The 23116-nt window shown below is 32.5% G+C and carries 24 protein-coding genes; 13 read left to right on the top strand and 11 right to left on the bottom strand.

The window, feature by feature from the left end; translation table 11 throughout:
• Nucleotides 1–180: 180 nt before the first annotated feature.
• The 10 genes from P6733_RS05295 (at nucleotide 181) to P6733_RS05250 (ending at nucleotide 8645) form a co-directional block, all read left to right on the top strand.
• The gene (locus tag P6733_RS05295; RefSeq protein WP_306350681.1) at nucleotides 181–564 is read left to right on the top strand and encodes a hypothetical protein; all 384 of its coding nucleotides are present in this window, start codon (nucleotides 181–183) and stop codon (nucleotides 562–564) included.
• A 106-nt stretch (nucleotides 565–670) separates the two neighbouring features.
• Nucleotides 671–1018, top strand: a complete 348-nt coding sequence (locus tag P6733_RS05290; protein ID WP_306350679.1) for a hydrogenase maturation nickel metallochaperone HypA/HybF — start codon at nucleotides 671–673, stop codon at nucleotides 1016–1018.
• Nucleotides 1019–1025: 7 nt separating this feature from the next.
• Nucleotides 1026–1742, top strand: coding sequence for a hydrogenase nickel incorporation protein HypB (gene hypB, locus P6733_RS05285; protein ID WP_306350677.1), 717 nt, complete (start codon nucleotides 1026–1028; stop codon nucleotides 1740–1742).
• Between the two features lie 4 nt (nucleotides 1743–1746).
• Nucleotides 1747–2199 (top strand): urease accessory protein UreE, encoded by a 453-nt coding sequence (locus P6733_RS05280; protein WP_306350676.1) that lies wholly within the window; start codon nucleotides 1747–1749, stop codon nucleotides 2197–2199.
• Between the two features lie 19 nt (nucleotides 2200–2218).
• Nucleotides 2219–3259, top strand: a complete 1041-nt coding sequence (locus P6733_RS05275; protein WP_306350675.1) for an ABC transporter substrate-binding protein — start codon at nucleotides 2219–2221, stop codon at nucleotides 3257–3259.
• 15 nt (nucleotides 3260–3274) lie between these two features.
• Nucleotides 3275–4288, top strand: a complete 1014-nt coding sequence (locus P6733_RS05270; protein WP_306350674.1) for a FecCD family ABC transporter permease — start codon at nucleotides 3275–3277, stop codon at nucleotides 4286–4288.
• Nucleotides 4285–5058 carry an ABC transporter ATP-binding protein gene (locus P6733_RS05265; RefSeq protein ID WP_306350673.1) on the top strand — a complete coding sequence of 258 codons (774 nt, stop codon included), beginning with the start codon at nucleotides 4285–4287 and terminating at the stop codon, nucleotides 5056–5058. The genes P6733_RS05270 and P6733_RS05265 overlap by 4 nt, the downstream gene beginning before the upstream one ends.
• A 1-nt stretch (nucleotide 5059) precedes the next feature.
• Nucleotides 5060–5605: a GNAT family N-acetyltransferase gene (locus P6733_RS05260; RefSeq protein WP_306350671.1), complete on the top strand. Its 546-nt coding sequence runs from the start codon at nucleotides 5060–5062 to the stop codon at nucleotides 5603–5605.
• Nucleotides 5595–8030 (top strand): TonB-dependent receptor, encoded by a 2436-nt coding sequence (locus P6733_RS05255; protein ID WP_306350669.1) that lies wholly within the window; start codon nucleotides 5595–5597, stop codon nucleotides 8028–8030. The genes P6733_RS05260 and P6733_RS05255 overlap by 11 nt, the downstream gene beginning before the upstream one ends.
• 81 nt (nucleotides 8031–8111) lie before the next feature.
• Complete coding sequence (locus P6733_RS05250; RefSeq protein WP_306350667.1) at nucleotides 8112–8645, top strand: Crp/Fnr family transcriptional regulator; 534 nt, start codon at nucleotides 8112–8114, stop codon at nucleotides 8643–8645.
• Nucleotides 8646–8689: 44 nt separating this feature from the next.
• Here P6733_RS05250 and P6733_RS05245 read toward each other — a convergent pair whose 3' ends face one another.
• Entirely contained in the window at nucleotides 8690–9424 is a 735-nt protein-coding gene (locus P6733_RS05245) for a hypothetical protein (RefSeq protein WP_306350665.1), read from the bottom strand.
• 258 nt (nucleotides 9425–9682) lie between these two features.
• Here P6733_RS05245 and P6733_RS05240 point away from each other — a divergent pair, with 258 nt between their 5' ends.
• Nucleotides 9683–10144 (top strand): DinB family protein, encoded by a 462-nt coding sequence (locus tag P6733_RS05240; RefSeq protein ID WP_306350663.1) that lies wholly within the window; start codon nucleotides 9683–9685, stop codon nucleotides 10142–10144.
• Nucleotides 10145–10315: 171 nt separating this feature from the next.
• Nucleotides 10316–10693: a VOC family protein gene (locus P6733_RS05235; RefSeq protein WP_306350661.1), complete on the top strand. Its 378-nt coding sequence runs from the start codon at nucleotides 10316–10318 to the stop codon at nucleotides 10691–10693.
• 87 nt (nucleotides 10694–10780) lie between these two features.
• On the opposite strand, the gene P6733_RS05230 is transcribed toward P6733_RS05235, so the two are convergent.
• Nucleotides 10781–11911 (bottom strand): FAD-dependent oxidoreductase, encoded by a 1131-nt coding sequence (locus P6733_RS05230; protein ID WP_306350659.1) that lies wholly within the window; start codon nucleotides 11909–11911, stop codon nucleotides 10781–10783.
• A gap of 106 nt (nucleotides 11912–12017) precedes the next feature.
• Between P6733_RS05230 and P6733_RS05225 the strand changes: the two genes are divergently transcribed.
• Nucleotides 12018–12980, top strand: a complete 963-nt coding sequence (locus P6733_RS05225; RefSeq protein WP_306350657.1) for a helix-turn-helix domain-containing protein — start codon at nucleotides 12018–12020, stop codon at nucleotides 12978–12980.
• Between the two features lie 36 nt (nucleotides 12981–13016).
• On the opposite strand, the gene P6733_RS05220 is transcribed toward P6733_RS05225, so the two are convergent.
• From P6733_RS05220 to P6733_RS05180, 9 genes are all read right to left on the bottom strand, one after another.
• A complete protein-coding gene (locus P6733_RS05220) occupies nucleotides 13017–14558 on the bottom strand; it encodes a Fic family protein (RefSeq protein ID WP_306350654.1) in 1542 nt (513 codons plus the stop codon).
• 408 nt (nucleotides 14559–14966) lie between these two features.
• Nucleotides 14967–16157 carry a winged helix-turn-helix domain-containing protein gene (locus tag P6733_RS05215; RefSeq protein ID WP_306350652.1) on the bottom strand — a complete coding sequence of 397 codons (1191 nt, stop codon included), beginning with the start codon at nucleotides 16155–16157 and terminating at the stop codon, nucleotides 14967–14969.
• Between the two features lie 109 nt (nucleotides 16158–16266).
• Nucleotides 16267–16671 carry a hypothetical protein gene (locus P6733_RS05210; protein ID WP_306350650.1) on the bottom strand — a complete coding sequence of 135 codons (405 nt, stop codon included), beginning with the start codon at nucleotides 16669–16671 and terminating at the stop codon, nucleotides 16267–16269.
• A gap of 65 nt (nucleotides 16672–16736) precedes the next feature.
• On the bottom strand, nucleotides 16737–17657 hold the full coding sequence (locus P6733_RS05205; RefSeq protein WP_306350649.1) for a VOC family protein: 921 nt from the start codon (nucleotides 17655–17657) through the stop codon (nucleotides 16737–16739).
• 235 nt (nucleotides 17658–17892) lie between these two features.
• Nucleotides 17893–18624, bottom strand: a complete 732-nt coding sequence (locus tag P6733_RS05200; RefSeq protein ID WP_306350647.1) for a YARHG domain-containing protein — start codon at nucleotides 18622–18624, stop codon at nucleotides 17893–17895.
• 235 nt (nucleotides 18625–18859) lie between these two features.
• Nucleotides 18860–19654, bottom strand: a complete 795-nt coding sequence (locus P6733_RS05195; RefSeq protein WP_306350645.1) for a peptidase MA family metallohydrolase — start codon at nucleotides 19652–19654, stop codon at nucleotides 18860–18862.
• Nucleotides 19655–19814: 160 nt separating this feature from the next.
• Nucleotides 19815–20864, bottom strand: coding sequence for a serine hydrolase domain-containing protein (locus tag P6733_RS05190; protein ID WP_306350643.1), 1050 nt, complete (start codon nucleotides 20862–20864; stop codon nucleotides 19815–19817).
• Between the two features lie 177 nt (nucleotides 20865–21041).
• Nucleotides 21042–21923 (bottom strand): class A beta-lactamase, subclass A2, encoded by an 882-nt coding sequence (gene bla / locus P6733_RS05185; protein ID WP_306350641.1) that lies wholly within the window; start codon nucleotides 21921–21923, stop codon nucleotides 21042–21044.
• A gap of 187 nt (nucleotides 21924–22110) precedes the next feature.
• Nucleotides 22111–23103, bottom strand: a complete 993-nt coding sequence (locus P6733_RS05180) for a phosphotransferase (protein ID WP_306350639.1) — start codon at nucleotides 23101–23103, stop codon at nucleotides 22111–22113.
• Nucleotides 23104–23116 lie beyond the last annotated feature (13 nt).

Below are 23116 nucleotides of genomic sequence, written 5' to 3'. Positions count from 1 at the left end.
GTGGGATTTTATTTTTTTCAAATGTACGTTATTTCTTTCGCCAATAGAAAAAATATTGAGATTATTGATGAATTTTGGATACAAAAAGTCAAGATTTGTGCTAGTGACCATTGTAGCAGTGCAGTAAATTTGCTGCAATAATTTAACCATCAAAAGTATCTATAAATTGCAATGAAAGCTATGCTCCCTAATATTATCAAGATTTTCTTGCTGCTTTTATGCTTTGGAATAGGGAGTACTTCACAGGCAAGTACTAAAAATGAGTTGCATCCTGTTGAGTCAAATATCTTCTTACTTAGAAGTCATCTTGTACAGGAAAGTGCTGTTACTGCAGTACAGCCAGAAAAAACAACTGGGTGCTATAGTTTAAGTGCAGGTAGTTTGGATACGTCTAATGATTTTGAGACCTATAAAACTACTTCATCCATAATAAAATTATTTCATTTAAGTGTCTGGTATGGAAATAATTCAGCATTAAAACGGATAAAAACTCCTTTAATAAAATGTATTCCGTCTACATTTCCTAAGTATCTTTTATTTCATCAGTTGCGAATTCCCTCGTAATTTTTTCTAGAATAGATTTCTCACTGACCACTTCTATTCTTTTTAGAACTATATCTATTACTCTCTCAAAATAGTCATTATTAATTAATGTGATATTCCTTATTCTATGCATGAATTAAGCATTGTAAAGGATATTTTTCAAACCCTAGAAGAACAATATGGAAAGCGTGTTGAAGAGGTTGAAAAAATAGAGGTGACTGCCGGTTTACTCTGTAATGTACAACCTATATTAATTCAAAATGCCTTTGATGCTTATACAGCGGAAGACTCTCCATTTTCAAAAGTAGAACTAGAAGTTCGGATCAATGACATTATTGCTTTTTGCGAAACTTGTCAGGCGAATTTTGAAGTCTATTATCATCGCTTCGTGTGTCCCTGCGGGACACCGTCCCATGTAATTATTCAGGGTAATGAACTTTATATATCCAAAGTGATTTTTAAAACAAAAAAATAACAATTTTATGTCTAATACACCAAAAAGTAACCGCATGCCGGTAGGTTCGGTGCAATGTGATAATACCACATTACACTTATTAAAAGCGAATGATTTTGTAGCCAAAGCAATTCGTGAACGCTTAAAAGATGTTTGTGTCATCAATGTATGCTCTTCTCCAGGATCTGGAAAAACAACCTTATTACAAGAAACGGGAAAGATGCTGGGAGAAAAACTCAACATTGCCGTATTAGTAGGTGATCCAGAGACTGAGCGTGATGCTGTTAGGATGAGAGAAGTAGGGATTAATGCACTTCAGATTGTAACTGGTGGGATGTGTCATATTGAAGCGCAAATGATTTTACAAGCCTTAGACCATATTGATTTGACAGCAGTTGATTTGTTATTCATTGAAAACGTGGGGAATTTGCTATGTCCATCTGCCTTTGATTTGGGAGAAGACTACAGAGTAACATTATTGGCAACAACAGAAGGTGATGATAAACCTAAAAAGTACCCTCGTATGTTTTTAACCAGCGAGTTAGTATTGGTTTCCAAGTGCGATTTATTGCCTTATGTTCCTTTTTCAGTAGAAGCAGTTTCTAAAGATGCTTGGGAGGTAAATCCAAAATTAGAAGTTCAAACGATAAGTACCTTAAAAGGAGACGGAATGGAAGAATGGTGTGCTTGGTTAGAACAAAAAGTACTTGATAAAAAACAAAAAATAGCAGAAACGAGTAATTAATACAATGCATCTGGAGCCTATTTATATTGATAAAGTTTCCTTAGACGATCACAATCCAATGGAAACTTTATCTCCGGATATTTTGGAAATTGAATGGTATGAAACCAAAAAAAAACAATTTACCAGAATTACTTCTCAAGGACACTTACTATCGCTATCCAAAGAATCAAACCTAGAATGGGGACAAGGAATGCGTTTGTACAGCAATGAGAAACATATTGCAACGATTAGTATTAAACCTTATTTAGGAATTTGCTTTTATTCAGATTCGCCTAGTTTAATAGCAGACTTCTGTTATTACATTGGAAATCGACATTTGCCTATTTATCATAGCAATAATAAGGGTTATGCTGTACCCTATGATGGGAATTTGTATGAGCAATTAGTTCGAAAATATGAGAATGCTATTACGTTAGAACAAACGTATTTTTTAGCAAAAAACTTTATCCGTTATTAAAACTTTAGTTTATAAATCAATGATAATTAATAAAAATAGATTCCTTTTTATATTGGGTATTGGGATCGTACTATTTTTTGGGACAGCTTGTCAAAATGCTGCAAAACCAAAGGAAAATGAAGGGAATATTCATGCGAAGGATTCTAGAGGGGTAGATGTTAGATTGACCAAACCTGCACAACGTATAGTTGTTCTTTTTGCACCTTTTGTAGATGAATTATTAATGTTACAGGCTGGTGATAGAATTCAGGGAATTCCATTACAGGTATACCAGAATGCAGATCAATTTTCATATTTCGCCAAATTAGACGAACGTATTGCCCAAAAAGCTATTGCTACACCTACATCTGGTATTATAGGAACCAATTTGGAAAAAATACTCAGTTTAAAACCTGATCTAGTTATTGTATACGAGTCAGAGACCGAAACGATAGCCCAATTAGAAAGCTTAAAAATCCCTGTTTTTTCTGCGTCAAGCTCAAATAAAGAAGCAATTTTTAACGAGTTCATGGGAGTGGCAACTTTAACAGGAACTGAGGAACGTGGGAAGAAAGTTTTAGATTTTGTACAAGCAGAAATTGCTGAAATGCAACAATTCAATCTTGAAATTAAAGAGGTAAAAAGCGTGTATTATGCTTGGTCAAAAGGACGTGTTTTCTCTACGTCAGGAAAGGGAACACTTTTGGATTTGGCTATGAATTTAGCAGGAACAAAGAATGCATGCCCATTAACATTGGAAGCTCCAAATGTAGGAGCAGAATCATTATATAAATGGAATCCAGATGCAATATTACTTTGGAATTCAAGTGCTAGTGATGTCTATGACTTAAAAGAACTTTCATCTTTAAAAGCCGTCAAAACGAAACAAGTTTATGTTTTAAAACCTACATTTTTCTATGATCCGCATACGTTGAAGTTTTTACTATTAGCCAAAGAGTTACGCCATTTAGTATACGGTCAAACGACTGCTGAGGAAATGCAACTGGAGCGCAAGGAAGTTCTAAACAAATTGTACGGTTCAAAAGCGGCCTCTTTTACGGAAAGTACTGCTTCCAATTAAATCATATAAAAGAGTATGTCACAGAGATTTAAATTGGGTGTTTTATTAGCATTTCCTTTACCGGTTGTGCTAATATCATTGATGCTAGGGTCATCGGAATCACTAAATATTGTTGCATTATTACAGTATTTACAACATTATATAATGCATGATTTTCGGGCAGACTTAACAGTTAATAGCTCCGAAATGGAGATTATATTGTGTAATATACGATTGCCTCGAGTCTTGCTTACTTTTTTGGTAGGAGCCTCCTTAGCTTCCTGTGGAGGAACCTTACAAGCAATTTTTAGAAACCCTATTGTGGACCCTTTTATCCTAGGGATTTCTTCTGGAGCTGCTTTTGGAGCAGCACTTGCCATTGTATTTCCGTTGTTGTCCCTTAATATTTCTGCCTTTAGTTTTGGTATAGTGGCAGTAGTACTCACGTATTTTATTTCGTATTCAAAATCGAAGACGAATATGGTAAGCGTGGTACTTTCGGGAATGATGGTATCCGGAATTTTTACAGCCTGTCTAACCATTCTACAGTATTTAAGTGATCCGTATAAATTGCAAGCCATCGTACAATGGACTATGGGAAATCTACATACGGCTTCTTGGGAAAAATTACAGTATGCAGCACCTCCAATAATCTTAGGATTAACTGTAATGATGGTTTTACGATGGAAGCTAAATTTATTAGCCTTGGGAGACGATGAAGCCAAAGCAGTAGGTGTAAATCCTATGGCATTGAAAATTCTTTTAATAGCTGCTACAACATTAGTGACTGCAGCAGCCGTGGCAGCCGTTGGAGTGATTAGCTTATTTGGACTAGTAGTACCCCATATGAGCCGTATGATTTTTGGCGCGAGCAATGTACATACAACCACTTCAAATATTTGCATTGGAGGAATGCTTTTGTTGATAATAGATGATTTTTCACGCTCTGTGATGCCATTTGAAATACCAATAGGAGTTTTTACAATACTTATTGGCGCCCCAATTTTTATATATCTAATGAAAAAGACACTTATTTACTGGAACTCATGAAAATAGCAATACAAATAGATGATTTAGCTTTCCAATATGGGAAAGAAGAAATTATTAACGGACTTAATGTTGGTTTTGAAAAAGGAAAATTATCGGTGATTTTAGGACGCAATGGAAGTGGGAAATCTACTTTGTTTCATGTCATGACCGGACTCGAAAAAAACTATTCAGGAACCGTTTCAATTTATGAAAAAGACAGAAAAAAACTCACGTATGCAAATCTCAGTAGTATATTAGGTTTTCTTCCACAGTTTCACAAAACAACATTCCCATTCAAGGTAATTGATGTATTGTTAACGGGAAGAGCTGCTTTTTCAACCTATATGCCCCATAAGAAAGATTACGAAATAGCAGAATCAGTTTTGACCGATTTAAATCTTCTACACCTAAGAGATAAAGAATACACAAGTTTGTCAGGTGGTGAACGACAACTTATTTTATTAGCCCGTGTGTTAGTACAACAACCGGAGATTATTTTACTGGATGAACCAACGAATCATCTGGACCTGTATTATCAGGTATTTATATTGGAAAAACTAAAAACATTAACCCAAAAAGGAATTACGGTTATCTGTATTATGCATGATCCCAATTTGGCTTTTATGTATGGAGATGAATTTTATGTTATGCGAAATAAAGGCTTAGTAGAATTACGTGATTTAAACGATTTACAACGAGGAGCATTGCTAGAAGAGGTATACCAATTGCCTTTGATATTTTTGGAAAACCAAGGGAAATTAATGATTTCTCCACTTTTACAACAGCATTAAGATGAATATTAATATTTCCCGCATACTGGAATCTCAAGTAGACGAGATTGTGGCATATGTAACCCAAACCCGAATAGAATTATTCCCAATGCTTGATCCAAAGCAACAACCTAAAGATTTGCACTATTTCAAGGAAACGTACTTATTTTCTGAAACGGGAGGTTTTTGGCAAGCTAGAGATAATGATGATAAGCTAATAGGGGTTATTGGGATGATTCCTTACGATTATAGATTTGAAGAATTAGACTATCCAAAATGCCGAATAGTTGAAGTTGCCCGCTTGTATGTTGAACCAGCTTACCGAAGATTAGGTCTAGGATCAATGCTGTTCAATCATCTTTTGCAAGAAGCATATAATATCAATTTAGACTACCTATATCTGCATACGCATCCTTTTTTAACAGGAGCCTATGAATTTTGGTGTCGACAAGGATTTATACTTAAAAAAGAAATTTATAAAGACGGTTTTCACACGTTGCATATGGATCAAAATCTCAATAATAATAAAGAATTAGAACATAAATTATCCAATTTACATGAACAATAAGCACAACAAAAATATGATTTTATGGGGACTGTTTATTTTATTCCCTGTAATGCTTTTTGCACAATCAGATTCAGAAAGAATATTTGGGCAAGTGGTGAATCAACAAAATCAACCCATTCCAACAGTAACGATACAATTAGAGAATGGTGCAATAACAGTTTCGAATGCAAAGGGAACTTTTTCTTTTTCTCAGGTATTACATTTCCCCGTACAATTGCAACTTTCCGCAGCGGGATATCAAGAACAATACATTCAATTAGATTCAATAGATTGGAATACTAAAAATGGTTTTTTATTGCATTTAGAAGAAGGGGCGCAATTAGATGAAGTTGTTGTTCTAGGAAGAAAAAAGACCTCTTATCGGACGAATAATGCTGAATTAGGCGGAAAGCTTACGGGGAAATTAAAAGATTTACCACAATCTGTATCCTTGATAACACGTGGTTTAATAGAAGATAAACAAGCTTTTACGATTACAGAAATGGCACATGATATGGCCGGTGTTAATTTGGCATCCTCCTATGATGACTTCACCATTCGAGGTTTTAAAAGTGGTTATGAAACAGGCTATAGACTTGTAAATGGTTTACGTTCGGGTTATGGGTATGGAACGAGTTATTTCCGAGTACCCTTGACGGTTAATCTAGAGAGTATTGAGGTATTGAAAGGACCGGGAGCTTCACTTTTTGGAGATATTACACCTGGAGGAACGATAAATATGGTGACCAAAAAACCTTTGGATGATTTCAAAGGAAGAGTTGCTTTTTCATCAGGAAGTTTTCAAACTTTACGAACTACAGTCGATGTTGGAGGTCCATTAAATGAAGATAAAACTATTTTGTACCGTTTTAATTTTGGGTATGAAAATTCGCAAACTTTCCGTGATGTTAACCAACGTAAAACATTGATTTTTGCACCCTCTTTTACTTTTAAACCGGCGGAAGGAACTCAAGTAAATGTTGATTTTATTATGGATAATTTCGATGGATATTTAGATCGCGGTATGGGAATTAGCCGAAATGATTTTTATGCTTTGCCACGTTCATTTACGTTGAGTCAACCGAGTGATTTTTTTAAAGTTCAAGACTACTCATTATCGGTAAATTTAGAGCAAAAATTAGCCGAAGGATTGATGCTTCATGCCAATTATATGAAGTTTATATACCAAGAGCAATTGAATGAACATCGTACGTTAAATAGTTTTGCTAATGCACCAACAAATACCATCATGAACATGCGTTTTTTGGCGCGTGATGTTAAAGAATATACAGACAATGCAGTAACCTATCTTACGTATAATTTAGAAGGATCAAAAATCAGGCATCATTTTGTTTTCGGAGTAGACTATTCCTCTTATATGGGAGATTCAAAGAATCAGCAATGGGAAGCCCGTAGTGCTTTAGTGAATGGAACAGCAGTACCACTTACATTCGATTTAGAACATCCTACTTATAGTTTGCATAATGTAGGGAACTACATTCGTCTACCGCAAGCCTCTTTTCCTTTTCTAAGTCCTTATCATGCCGTAGGTGTATATGCTCAGGATCAGATGAATATAGGCGATCGCTTAAACCTTGTATTGGGGTTACGTCAGGAGTTTTACAATTCAAAAACAACAGCTCCAAATGAAATAGTTACGGCTAAACAACAGGCTATATTACCGCGATTGGGATTAATGTATCACTTAACGAATCAAATTAATTACTTTGCGAGTTATTCACAAGGTTATGTGCCATTAGCCGCCAATTTTGTTGCAAAACCAGAACTATATGGATCCGATAAACCTTTTAAATCGGAACAAAGTTTTCAAATAGAATCAGGTTTTAAAACAGAATTTTTTAAGAAAAAATTACAAGTAGATTTGTCTTTCTTTCATATTCAAAGAGACAATATGCTAATTACAACGGGAGCTTTAACGGATGCAGGAAATCCAATTTACAGACAATCGGGTAGTGTTACTTCACAAGGAGTAGAATTGGAGATACACGGTAATATTACACCCGATTTACAAATTATGGCCAATTATAGTTATGATAAAACGAAGGTGAAAAGCTCATCCATTGCTTCCGAAGTTGGATTACCATTAGGAAATGCTCCAAAAAATATGGCAGGCGCTTGGTTGAAGTATGTGATTCCTGCATCAACTTTAAAAGGTTTAGGTTTTGGTGCTGGTTTCAATTATGTAGATGAGAGAAGAATGGATAATGCGATAGGAACGGATAGTGCTGGAAATAAACTTTGGGGATATTGGCCGTCTTATACAACTGTAAATGCTGCAACTTATTACCACATTGGAAATTTTGATATGGCTTTAAATGTCAATAATGTATTTGATCGTTATTATTTTATTGGGGGATTTGATTATACTCGTGCCTTTCCAGGTGCTCCAAGAACAATTATGGGTTCTATTGGTTACTCTTTTTAAATGATATTCAAAAAGAATGAAAATGAATAGGAAGAAATAAGTTCAGTAAATTCATATATTTGAGTACTGTACTCCGATAAAATGAAAAACGAAGCAATAAAAAATCTCATAGAACAGCATGATTTATTTGAGGAAACTCGGATAATTGAGCGAAATCAATATTTGAAAATAGGAGGTAGTATTGACACGGCTATTTATCTCGTAGAAAGTGGAAGCCTTCGGATTTTTGTAATAGATGACAATGAAGAACGGATGATACGCTTTGGGTATCAACATAATCTGATAGTTGCTTTGGATTCTTTTTTATCGGAAAAAGCTTCAGATTTTTATATTCAGGCTTTAAAGAAGACTACAGTTCGGGTTATATTGAAAAAAAAGTTTCTAGACTTTATGAATAAGGATTTGGTACATATTAAATTATGGAATTCAGTGTTAGAAGATCTGATTTTGCAACAAATTGAACGGGAGAAAGATCTTTTGACCAATTCACCAAAGGAACGATATGAACGGGTTTTAAAAAGAAGTCCTCAATTGTTTCAGGAAATCCCAAATAAACATATTGCAAATTATTTGCGAATGACTCCCGAAACGTTATCACGTTTAAAAAAATCTTGATTTAATTCAAGATTTTTTTTTGCATTGATGTAATCCAATCGTTATTAATTATAAACCCTTAATATTTTCTGTAAGACACTATTGTTCTTAAAGTTTTTGGTTTTATAAGCTTTTTGTAACTCTTCGGGAGAAATAACCGTATTGCTAACCTTACTTAAAATGATAGCCTCATTCTTTATGACTAGGTAACCATCCATTCCAATATTGTAATAGTTCGATACATCTTCATTCTTTTCAAGCTTCTTAGACACGAAAGAATCTTTGTTGTGTAGATCTATAACATAGGTACCGGGATTAAATTTTATTTTATCATAGTACACATTGGTAATCTCTAAATTCGGTTGTTTGTTTTTAAAAAATGAATCACTTACACCAGTATAGAGATAGAGCATCATTTCGACTCCATTTTGTACTAGCTTTGTCACATAATAATTGTTGTTTAGATAGGAGAAATTAACCCAGCCGTCTCGTAATCCAACACTATTTTCATTGGTGTTGGGCAGATTTTTTTCTTCAAACATTATGAATATTGGATCTGTTGAGTACCCTATAATCAAACTATCGCTATGCATTTTGGATACTCCAATACTTGCGTAAGCAGGAAATATTGAAATTTTTTCCTGTAATAAAAGAGGTTCTAAATCCTTTTTGTTTTTTACAGGATTCGTTATTTCATTTTTTAATAAGAAAGTCACATCAACATGAATGGATCCATGAGGAACTTGTCCAAATTGTATTCCATATATAAAACATACGGATAATAGTATTATTTTTCTCATCATGATTTTTTTAGAATTTCATAAAATAGATTCCTGTTTTATGCTCTATTAAATAATTGAATTCATTTGGATTGAATACGAACCTATTAAATTTTTAATTAGGTATTCAAACTTTAACTTTTTTTGTAAAAGAAGAAGACCTAGAATCTAAATTAAAAATGAAAATCTATCCATAATATGAACTGTAACCTTTTGATTAAAAGAGATGTATGGAGTTGAGTATATTGTTGTTTTTTATATATTTATAAAAAAAATATCATGAAATATACCACATTTATAGCGGATCAGCTAGAAGAAGTATATAGTGGCGATCCATGGCTAGGCGTTTCTTTTCAAAGTTATCTTTTAAGTATGACAGCAGAAGAAGCGTTACGTGAAATAGGAACTTCCAATAATGCCTGGCAATTAGTCAATCATGTTATTTATTGGCATCAACGCGCCATGCGAGTTATTCAGTTGGAAGAACTAGTACAAGAGGGTGATATTCCTGATTTTTATTTGCCAGAACATCAAACAGAGGAAAATTGGCAAATTACATTACAACAGCTACAACAATCATTTAAAAAAACAGCGGATATTATTCGGAACTTTCCGGAAGAAGATCTAGAAAAACAATTGTCAAATAGTGATAATTCTGCTATATACCATATTCATGGGTTACTGGATCACGATGCTTATCATTTAGGGCAGATTGTTTGGTTGCGCAAATACGCTGTGTAATTCTTTTAGATCAAAATGATTTATATATAGTGACATGAGTTCTTAATTAGTATAATTTACAGTAGTTAAAATATTAAATTATTGATAAAATAATAATATTTTTGGTGCGAACGAAAATTCCGTTTTCGTATTCAATTCAATTTTGACTAAAACCAATTAAGAACCAATAAAATGAAAAAAGTAACAGGTCTTGGAGGCATTTTTTTTAAGTGTAATGATCCAAACAAAATGAGAGAGTGGTATAAAACCCATCTTGGTTTAGATACCAACGATTATGGAGCAACTTTTGAATGGAAAGAAGCTTCAGATTCCACTAAAAATGGATCGACGCAATGGAGTCCATTTCCTGAAACAACAAAATATTTTGAACCTTCAACCAAAGATTTTATGATTAACTACAGAGTAGCAGATCTGGAAGCGTTAGTTGAAGAATTAAAAAAAGAAGGTGTTAGGATTGTGGACACAATAGAAGCATACGATTACGGAAAGTTTGTTCATATTATTGATATGGAAGGAAACAAAATCCAATTATGGGAACCGATCGATTAAGGAATAAGTAGAACAAATTAAGAATAAGAAAGCCCTTAAAGTCATATGATTTTAAGGGCTTGTTTTTTTTAGTTGAGGAAAATAAATTTAACCAATAAGTGTTTTAAAAGAGAAGTCAGGATTACGCATTTCTATTTCATTTTTGCTTGATTCTTCCTGTGCTTCAGAGGCATAAACAAACATTTGTTGTTCATAATCCTTAATAGCAGCTTCAATAGTTTCAAATTTCCCATTGGTAAGATTTTCCGATAGAATCAAAGTATCTATAAGTCCAGTATTTACACCTTGTCCTGCAAAAGGAGGCATCAAATGGGCCGTATCTCCAATTAACGTTATAGGTAAGGGACGACTATCTTTCCAAGGTGTATTTAAGGTGATTTTTCTAGTGGGTAATCCCACAAATGATGGTGTTGAAAGGATTAACTCTTTGTATCGTTTATCCCAATTGGAAAATTTGTCCAAAAGAAAGGAAACAATGCTGTCGGTATTCTGGAAGTTCAATTCATTACCATTACTCCATTTTTCAGGTTTTTTAAAAATTATACCATAGGTCAAAGAACCATTGTTGTAGGGATTTGCAACAAATAAATCACCTTGATGAGAAGTCATTAACCTTTTACCATCGCATAGCTGATAAAATTCGGGACATATTATTTCAGGTTGTGGAATATCTCCTTGTATAATAAAAGTTCCCGTTTCTTCAACTTCACTATCAGTAACAAAGCTTCTCGCTTTGGACATTCCACCATTGGCTATGATCACAACATCTGCTGTTTCATCCGGTTTATTTTCAAAATGTAAAAGCCATTTATTGTTCTGTTCTTTAAGTCCAGTAAGCTTTCTATTCCAAACAACTGTATCGTTTACTAAGCTATTGAGAATCATTTTTCTTAAATCGTTTCGGTTGATTTCTGGATTATCATATTGATTTTCGGGTGTTATTTTTTTAGTGTACAACCTATTACATTGTTCATCTGTAATAATTATTCCCATAGGCAAAGCCAAGGCATAATAACTTTCTAGTAATCCCGCTTTTTTCATGGCTTTCTGCCCTGAATCTTTATGCAAGTCGAGTGTACCACCCCAAATTCTTGCTTGTGGATTTGTATCTCTTTCATAGACGGTTACGTCTATGCCTTTTTGTTGTAATAATTTGGCCATCGTAAGACCAACTGGTCCTGCACCGATGATTGCTATTTTTTTATGGTCTAGTAACATAATTTCATATTGTTTAAGTACAGTACAAAATTGGTAACTATTTTAGAGGTAAAATAGCTATATTTGATTCAAAAATAGTCGTAAAAGACTTTTATAAAAAGACTTTATGAAAAACGATAGACAACAAACAGTACCTAATGTTCTCAAAAGCTTAGCGGAGTTATTGGGTACAGAAGTGATAAATGGAAGAGTGGAAATACCCGAGAAATATGGTAACGGATATTGTGCGGGATTTGTTTTTAACGGACACATTCGAATATTGATTTTAAACTATGAATTGCATGAGGAAATTGTTTTAGAAAATCCTGATGTCAATAATTTAGGAAAGATGATACTATTTAAATTCCAACACATTTTTCCGAAAACAGAAATAGAATCTACGGAAAATCAATTAAAATTAATTCCTTCAGTTTTAATTGGAACTAGCAGAATGAATACTGACGTTATCATTCCTATTGATACAAAAACGGAAGCGATTAATATAGATGTGGATGCTAATTATCTGAATGAATTACTATATACCTCAGAAAAATCACCCATTTTACAAAGTCTATTAGAGAATACACAGCCCTTATTGTTTGAACAAATGGTTTTTCCTTCACTACAAAAAATTGTAGATGAAATGATAACAGAATCAGTTGATGAAACCTTTGAAGTATTCTTTATGAGGATAAAAGCGGAAGAGTTGATTTGCCGATTACTGATGGAATTGGTTAAGCGAGATGAAAAGCACATCTATGCTTTAAACGGTAATGATGTACAAATAATTTACAAGGTAAGAGAACGTATCCTTACTCATTTGGATGTACCACCGATACTTCAGGAATTGGCAGTTAGTTCGAACATGAGCCCAACCAAATTGAAGCGATTATTCAAGCAAATTTTTGGGAATAGTATTTTCAATTATTATCAGGAATTTAGGATGAAAGAAGCAGCTCGTTTTTTGAAAGAAGAAAAACTATCGGTATCAGAAGTTGGCTATCGATTGGGCTTTACGAATCTAAGTCATTTTTCAAGAATGTTTGAGCAACACATGGGTATGAAACCCAAAAAGTATTCGGTACAGTAAAGAGGTTGAACTCTTTTCTTTTATTAATCAACCAGATTATACTTCAAGCATTATTTTCTTGTAATTACTTTCTATTTCTTCTATTTCTTCTTCTGTTAATTTTGAGAATTCTTTTTCAATAGCCCTTTTCGAAAGTTTCCCATTATTTTGATCTAAAAAACGAATGAGCAACGCGACCATTTTATCCGGCATTTGAAAAATATCATCCAGATAGCTTTTCATTTCATCATACTTCTGGAGATAATCTACCTCTTGTGGGATAACATGTTCAATCGTATCGTTTACGCAGTCATATAAAAATTCAGCTTGCTTGGTAGCATCAAAATAGCGATAAAAATCTATTGTATCATTTAGAACTTCAACATTGTTAGATCTCGTTTTTTCCCATTCGATAAAATCTAATAAGGGATGAGAGTAAGATTCTAAAACCTTTCTGTAATCATCAATATGATTTAAAATAGAAGCTGAAACAGGGAAAATAATACCTTGCTGTGCAAACTGCATTTTCGATAATATATGATGAATTAAATAGCGATGAATTCTTCCGTTACCATCAACAAAAGGGTGGATAAAGACAAAACCAAAAGCAATGGTTGCGCCTGCTAATACAGCATCAAATTTTGATTCTTCCATTTTTTGATAGGTAGCAAATAGGCCATTTATGAGGCTATCGAGATCTTGCCATTTTGCCGAAATATGCTCTGGAATAGGTTCTCCTGTAGTTCGGTCATGTTCCCCTACAAAGCCACCTTCCTGTCTAAATCCCATTTCAATAAAACGACTATTTTCAATGACAATTTGCTGCAAACGAAGTAATTCCTCTTTATCTAAAGGTTTTGAACCCGCTTGACCAATAGCTTTTCCCCATCTTACAACACGAGTATTGGTAGGCGTTTCCCCTTCAATTGTAAAGGATGCTTTTGAATCCTTGAGTAACAAAAATGCAGAAGCTCTTTGTAATACATCTTTACGGATTGCTCTTAGATAATTATTCTTTTTATGAGAAAGGTTTTCGTTGATATAGTTTGCCAATTTATCTGTTTTATAGATTATTGGGCAAAATTCAACGGTTCCGGGCAAATTATTTTTGATGCGATGTCTACTGGAATTTGTGCTGGTGGATAGTCCAAACTGAATACTTTCATCTATTAATGTAACAAAGTTTCCCTTGTCTAAGTCTGGGATAGGTAGTGTTTTTCCAGACAACCATTCATACAAAAACCAAATCTTACGGCTGTATTGTCCTTGAGGTTCTATTTGAACTAAGGTTATAATATCCTGTTCAGGAATTAATTCAAAAAGTTTTTTGAAGAATAATAAATTAACACCTTCATATTTTAAAGCAAATACAAGTTGTTTGTATAAAGTATCTTCAGGTTCATGACGTGAGGTTAGTACCTGCCAGTCTTCGGTTGTGTATTGACGTTTTTTAGGACTTATCAATACTAATCGATTAGGAAATGGAATAGGTAAGGAGTAGTGTTCAATGATAGCTCCATAACCTACTAATGTTCCTTCTTCCGGTGTTTTAATACCGTGAAAAACACTTATTTTTCGTGAAAAATGCTTATTATCCATGTCCTAAAGTGAAAAATGATTATTTAAAAGTAGTGAAAAATACTTATAAAAGGTGAAAAACACTTATAATTTTAATTTTTTGGGATATAATACTTAATTATCCTTTTGGAAATCTCCTATGCGAATGGTATTGAATACTCTCAATTTTACAATAAGGTCAAAAAATATTCCTATTAATATGGCTAAAAGGTAGAACATTGAGTATCCCAGTATATAAGAAACAAAGGTTATCATAGTTGCATTTTACAGAATGATTTAGCTAAATTAATTAAATAATTGTGAATTAAAATTTTAAAATAATAGAGTGTTTAGGATGGCAAAAAAACTCTAAAAATATTTTACAATCGATTAGAATTGCACTAGTATACGAGTAATAGTGCGTTTGACTTTTTGTGCTCCTTTTTTAGATTATAATAATTGTTTAATTGTATTTGTGAATTTGGATGGATTTACGTTTGTTAGTTTCAAACTTTCACAATTATTAAAAGTAGCGAAGGTTTTTACTAATTCAATAAAAGGTTTGATCCATAATTCTGGATTTATATCTGTGTTTTCAATGTGTAATTGTATCAGTTCAAACTCCTTTTCTTTTCGATGAGCTTTGCAATCAACACGACCTATAAATACATCGCCAAACAATATCGGTAAACAAAAATAACCATACATTCTTTTGTCTTTTGGTGTGTAACACTCAATTTTATAATCAAAGTCAAAAAGTTGTTTTACACGGTCTCTATGAATAATTGAATTGTCAAATGGTGATAAAAGCCGAATGGTTGAAGTCGTTTTGTTTAAAGATTTCTCTAGTAAATCATTATGCACAAAAACAGGAGACATATTTTCAATATTTACCTGTTGTATTGTTCCATCTTGGAGCATTGAATTTAATACTTCATCAACGTTTTTCCGTATTAATGCTCCTTTTTTAAGATATGTAATCTGTTTTACTGTAGTAAACCCGTAAGCTTTCAAATAGGTTTTTACCAAATACTCTGCAAATTCACGATCAGTGGGCATTGTTGTTTCAATATGTTGCGGCAATACTCTTTCGCTTATGTCATACAGTTTTTGCATCCCGTTGCGGCCACAAATCATTAAATCTCCTTGCATAAAAAGCCTTTCAAGTGCTATTTTGGTAGGTTTCCAACTCCACCAACTTCCTGCTTTTTTAGTTTCATTTTCAAAATCTCTTGCTTTTTTTGGACCTTCTGTACGAATGGTGTCCATTACATATTGCATAACTTTTGGATCTGCATTGTAATAATGTGTTTTACTCTGTTTTATCTCTAACATTTGAGGTAATACAAATCGAAAATCTTTCATTGGAAGATAGGAGGCAGCATGAAACCAATACTCAAATACTTTTTGTTCTTTTACTAATTCATCCAAATAGATGTTTTTGTAATCTGGAATTCTTGTCCAAAGGGTATGGTGATGAGCTCTTTCTACGATTGATAAAGTATCTATTTGTAAATATCCGAGCTGTTCCAGAGCATTAAGTACAGCATTTTTTCCTTTTCCAAAAGGGTAGGGCGTGGTTAATCCTTGACTTTCTAATGTCAAAAAACGAAGTTGTGATAAAGTTAATTCTCTCGTCATAAATTCTGTTCAATAATTGCAATAGAAGTTTCTATTTCTGTGTTATTTTTTACTGTGAAACTTGATCTCGTTGGGATTAAAGATGTAGAGGCATTATGTATTACTTCGTTTAATTTAGTGGTTTTAAAACATCTATTTCATAACCCAATGCGATCAAATAATTTAGGCCATTTTGGTTTTCTATTTTGTTACTTCCTACCCAACCGTTTTTCCGTCCCTGTAAAATCAGTTCACGTATATTCTTTGGCTCATTAAGATTTATTTTTTCTACCACGTTTGTTACTTTATTGGTCAAATTAATTCCTGATATCAGTGGACTTTCCATAGCATCGTGACCAAGGCTATAATAAATACCAATCGTTAGAAATTCAATAACTAAGGGTGTCTGCTTTTGTCCACTTAAAAATACTTTTACGGTCAAAGTATTGGTTTGAGTTCCTAAATTATATTTGTCAATTACAGCATATAGATACTCTAAATTGTCGATAGTTATTTTTCGTAACTTACTTTTCATGCTGTCCTCAATATTTTCAGTATTTTATATCCATTTGATTGTTCCAATACATTTGGTTAGCCGTATTATTCTTCGAGTTTTTTTATACATTGTTCTCTGATTTCCCAAACCCTGTCAAAGTCCATTTTGATTTCATTTTCATTTATCCAATTTTTCAAATAATTTTTATGAAAGTTAACTTTAAAAGTATCCACTTGTTCAGGTTCAATTTCAACCTCTAGTATAATATCACGGGTTAAATTTTCAATATCAGAATTAGAATTTGTTATGTCGATCCGTTGGTTGTCTAATTTTAAATAACAATGTGCCTCTGGAATATATTCTAACCCACTTTCTAAAATAGTATTCCCAATTTTTGGTGTATTCAAATTATTCATTCGATACATCCCTAAAATTAGTTTTACACTATCAAAATTATTTAAGTCGGCAATTTTCTTTAAAAAGGAATGTTTAGAACTACAAGTTCCTTTGTTTTCTTTAATAACAAGTGAAAAATCCTTTCGGTTTAAGTTTCTTCCGTATGGCAAATTCCTTGTAAACTCAATTAATTCACTCCAATTTTTGATGCCTTTGTCTATGATTAAATTTGTCAAATCATCTTTAGAATTAAAATCAAGTTGTCTAACCGAAAAGATAACTTTGAAATTGTCTGGGTCAGAAATCATAATTCCATTATCTGCCCAATATGGATTTTTAGGAACTTCAAGATTTATGTTTCTTAGTTTTATTCTTTTCTCGATTTCCGTTAATTCGATAGTAGAGTTTAGATAAAAAACAAGTATGTCATCTTCGTCAAATTTGTTATTAGGTTTGTCCGTCGAAGTAGTGAATTCTAAATGCCAATTTGAGTTTTTATGGCCTAAAAAAAGTCCATTATAATTCTTGTGATTTTCAAAACCGCCTATTTTTTGAAGTCCAACGATTTCGGTATAAAATTTTTCAATCTTATGGAGGTCAGTTGTATGTCTTGCATATCTAAATGTCATTTTCTACGGTTTTCGGTTATATTTTCACCTAATGAGCCACGGCTTGTAAAAGTAACGACTTTCAATTGAGCACTAATGTTTATGGAAACGTGAATTTATCGAAAATTTCGTAATCTCACCAAATACTTAGTAGTAGTATTTATTTTTCATTCCGTATTACTTCCTAATTTATAGATAAATATACTTTTTATGAAAGTGTCTTTTGTAATTTAGTTCTGTCGCTTTCGGCAGTTTTTTATCCTGCAACCGCTAACCGTATAAATTTTAATTTACCATTTGTAAACTCAAATTGCCAATTATACATATATTCTTCTTCTGAGTGATAATCTGTAAATACATCAAAACCTTCAATTATTTTTGAATGACTCATATAATTATAGTAGAAGTTGATGCTTTCTCCTTCTATTGAAAGTTCGTATACAATTTTCACAAAGCCATTATCTTCCATTACACTATTCAACCCTTTGTTTTTGTAATAATTGATATCGTCTAAATTGATTTTATTCAGAACCTTTTTGAGTGATTTTGGCTCATCATCTCCCGTCTGGTTTTCATAGAAAAAACCAAATTGTGATTTTAGCTCCTTCGTTCTGTTGGTTAAAACAAATTCTTTAAATAATTTTATCTGATTAATCAGCTCACCCTGTTTTGCTTTTAGTGATTTTGTCACTTCTTGTAAATAACTTATGTTTTGTTTTTCGGTTTTATTAAATAAAACACTTTTGTTGTCGTTTTTTGATTTGTACCAAGATTTTTCTTCAAAATAATTCTGGAATCTTGAGTTTTCAAATTGATACCCATTTCGTGCAAAAATCTCGTTGATTAATAATCGTATTTCGTCAATACTCAAATTTTTTATTTGTTCCGATTTGATGATTTGCGTTGAGCAAGTCGAGCAGTCTTTTAGTATTTGTGCGGTTCCTTTAAAACAAAAGAACAAAAAGGATAGGTAAAGGATTTGTTTCATTTTAAAGCTCATTTAAATGATAATTAAAGAAAATGCGACAACCAATATAATAGAAGTCCAAAAATAATAGTTGAGTTCCAATAAAAAGCATATTGGAGAGAAAAATGTTTTGATGCTTGGAGAGGTTAGGGGAAAAGATACTTTTTCTATAATGTATTTTTATAAGTACAAAATCAGCTTTAAATCCAGTTCAAGACCTCCATCTTGCCAAACACCTGCTAGCGGTTCGTTGCTTTTAACATCCTTTATTAAACTCCTCCCAATTAAAATTTATATTTGTTGGGTATTTTCGGTTTATATAATCTTTCAAAGTTTGTTCTAATGTTTGTGAGTCGAAACCATATATTTCATTTAGCTTCTCATATCCGTTTTTCCAAAGTTCTTTGAATTTCGATATTCCATAGTTCTCAATTAGAAATTCACAAATAAAAGCAGCTTGAGTGTAAGCAATCATATCGGGATTTTTATAAAAATCTTGTGTTAAATTGTCCATAGTAATAAGTTTATCACTCTGAATAAAATATTTATAAATCTCTTCCAATGCGTATTTAGAACACGTTCCACCTGAATAAGTTGCTAACCCTTCATTCATCCACGTTGAAGAAGTTGGAGGCATTCCCCATTTATACATTGTAATCATGTGCATCATTTCATGTTTTATCGGCGATCCAGTATCTTTAAGTAGTGAAAATAATACATCGCTGTCAGGTAAAGCCAAGCCTTGAGCAGCCATTCCACCATATTTTAGCATTTCTTTTCTTGATTTTAAAAATTCAACGTCCATTTTATTGTTGAATTCTGTTTCTCCAATGAGTTTTAAATTTTCATCAATTGCTTTTTGACATTCTTCAATTGCAAGATTTCTACGTGGAATTTCAACTTCAGAAGGGAAGTAATACGTTATATTGTTTATAGTTTTAGTTTCTGTAGCAATCTTCGTCCAATTTTCATCATTTATTGCTTTTTTGTGCGTAGTGCAACTGTAGAATGATAAAATTAGAAGCAAATAAATAAGTTTTCTAGTATTCATTTTTTTAATAGATTTTGTATTTATATGGTTTCACAATCCAATGACCGCTAATTTGACGCTTGGTGAAGAAGCAGATCTCGAAGCAGTTACTTTCAATTTAGTAGTAAACCTGTCATATTGCCAAACGGCAGTTATGTGCGGTTTATTTTTTAGCTTATATCTATTTGTTTATGTCGCCATACAATTTATCAACTACTTTTTCCAAAATTTCTCCTGTTTCATTGAAGCTAGTATTTGTCAATATAGATATCCCTATATTTTGTTTAGGATAAATCACAAACCAATTCTGCATTCCATATATACCTCCGTGATGTCTATAAATTAATTCATTACCATTCTCTAATATATACCAATGATAGCCTTCCCAAAAATCAGAACCTTCTTTGTATAATTTTTTATGAGATTCATTTATAATAAGATTTGACTTGTCAAGTTGCAATTTCATATACTTTACTAAATCCGTAGTCGTAGAGTGTAATCCTGCAATTCCTCCCCATAAAGTTCTATTGAAGTTTGGCATTAACTCGTTTTTATCATTGTAACCTCTTACTAAAATTGCTTTTTCATTATCATTTAATGTGAATTTGGTTTGGTTCATTTTATTTGGTTTCAAAATAAATTCAGTTACCAATTCCTCAAAACTTTTTTGGTACACTTTTTCAAGTATATATGCTGTTAACTCTGGAGCCGTGTTTGAATAGGAATATATTTCTCCAGGTTTTGTTTCAATTTTGATTAGTTTTAATCCCTCAAAAAAAGCTTCTTTATTTTCGCTTTTTATAGGGAAATTAGGAAACCCGCTTGTATGCGTGAGGAGGTGCTTGATTTTTATACTTTCCCCTTTAAATTCTAAATTAGGATAAAGCCCGTTTAAATATATTCTAATATCATCATCTAAATTTATTTTTTTATCAAGTACGGCTTTAGCGGCTACATAGCCAGTAAAAGTTTTAGTTACAGAAGCTAATTCATAAAGTGTAGAATCGTTTGGTTTATTTCCTTTTCCAATAGATAATTCACCAAAATGTTTTATCGTTGATTCCCCATCTTTAAACACCGCTACAGAAACAGAATGAAATCTTTTGTCTTCTAATAACTCAAGAGCATTTTTTGTAATCGCATTCTCAACATTTTGTTTATTGATTAGCGAATTACTTTTACAACCAAATAATGCAAAAATCAAAAATATCATTAAATATTTTATTGTCATAGTTTATAGTTTAATTGTCTGATTATGTGATTAAATAGAACATAACACTTGGCGCTTGGCGATGTGGCGGAAATCGAATCACAAAATTTCAACTTTGCTCAAAAGTTGAACCAAGGAACAGCAGTTGAACTTTGCACTTTCGAGCCACTATTGCAAAACCCTTGTTGGTGGCAGTTTTTATTTTTTCGTGTAGTAATTCCAAGTCGCTTTTGTTATGTCGGCAATTATTTTTTCGGTATCCTCACGTCCTTCTGTAATATTTTTTAAGTAAATAGAAAGAATAATATGATTTCCGTTCGGAAGTTTAAAAATTCCCACGTTGTTCATCGCTGCTCTTAAATCGTTCTTATTTCTATCTGAAATTCCAGTTCTATGTGCTAATTCTGTTTCTTTGGGAAGTCCAGCTTTCATCCAAGTAATTCCTCTCGAACATTCAACCATTAACTGATATAAATATTTTGTTGTCTTCTTTTTTAGAACTTGCCCTTTATAAAACTTCTCAAGTAGCTCTGTTGTTGCCAATGGTGTTGTTGTGTTTATGTAAAAACTTTCCCAAGTCCGCATTTCTTGTTCGTTTATTTTGATGGTAAAATCTTTTATCCCTTGCTTGTTGATAAACTTTTGAACAGTTTCTGTACCACCAATCAACTCTAAAAGAATGTCACATCCATTGTTGTCACTATGTGAAACTGTATATCGCAATAATTGGTCTAATGTCAAATACATATTTCCGTTTGGATATTCTTCTCTTATTGGACTCCAAGTATTTTCGTGTAATTCTTCTTTTTTTACAAAAAATTTCTGCTTTAATGAAAGTTTTCCTTTGTCGACCAAGTCTAATGTAGTCAAAGCAATATGAAATTTAAAAATACTCATTAAAGGAGCGTTTAGAGTTCCATTAATGTTTAATGTATCTTTGTTCTCAATGTTTTTTATAGATATTCCGATTGTAGCGTTTTTTGTCGCAATGATATTTTCTAATTCTTGTCGAAGTTCAGTCTGTCCAAAGATTTGTGAAGAAGTTAAGAAAATTAAAAAAGTTAAAAAAAATAGTCTCATCTATGTTCTAAAAATTATTTAATATTAATGTTTGCATTGTGTTTACGGTCGGTTCAAGGGTTCGCGACTTAGCGATGTGGCGGATTAAGAAGCTGAAACTTTCGATTTAGCACTAATTTCAAAGATAGCACTAACTTTAAATTAAACACTAAACCTGTAATCTTGCCAAACCAAAGTTAACCGTTCGTTATTCTATTTCAATTTTATTGTAAGCAATCCAACGTTTTAAATTCCCAACCATTCTTTTTAAATGATCTTCATTTAGGAAAATATTTGTCCAATATTCAAATCTGTCACACTGAATACTTATGTAATAGTTCATAATTGCTAAACACGCAAAAGGCAAAAACTTTTTTTCTTCGTCGCTAATTTCTGTTATTGTTTGGTAACCGTTTAAAAAACTATCGGCTTTTATTTGATATTCTTCTTCATTCAAATTTGTTGCAAGTAACTGAAATAAATAATAAGAAATGTCAAAACATAAATAACCGTTACCACAAAAATCAAAGTCAAAAAATGTTACGTCTTTTTCATTGTCAATGTGTAAATTGTCAAACCAAACGTCGAGATGAATACTTCCAGATCTCATTTTTTGATTGTCAATTTCATTCATTTTCAATGTCAAAAAAGCTGACAATTTCTCCAAAAATTCAATTTCGCTGTTAGTTTTATTAAAGAATTCTTTTGTTCTTAAAATAGAGTCGTCAAGCAAGTTTTGAGTGTTGTATGATATTCTTGATACTTCAAAATTTTCAGCCGATTGATGGATTTTTGCTAATGCTTGTCCAATTAAGAAACTAGTTTGATCTGAAAATTTTGCTGTTTTTGTTCCTTTTGCGTAAGAAAATAAAACACCAAATCTTTTTCCTTCTGGTGCTTCAATTTCTTGTATCTGTTCGCTCGATTTGTCTGCTATTGGATAAGCAACTTGTTTGTCGTTTTCTTTTAAATGAATTAAAAGTCGTAATTCTTCTTCGATTTCTAACTTTGTCCGCCAATTGTGGGTATAAACTCTAAAAACATATTTTGCCTCGCCATCTTGAACTATGTATAAATGGTTCATTGCAAGCCGAAAGATGCTACATTCGGTTTTGTTGCTTAAATTATATTTCTCTTGAATAAGTTTACCAAGTTCGGTTGGTGAAAGTGTAGTGTTTATAGCTGGAAATTTCGCTGTCATCAATTTTTGATTT

The organism is Flavobacterium aerium (genome assembly GCF_030766725.1).
In the GTDB taxonomy this organism is placed as follows: domain Bacteria; phylum Bacteroidota; class Bacteroidia; order Flavobacteriales; family Flavobacteriaceae; genus Flavobacterium; species Flavobacterium aerium.
The sequence above is the reverse complement of the archived record's forward strand: the minus strand, read 5'-3'. Positions and strand labels throughout refer to the sequence as shown.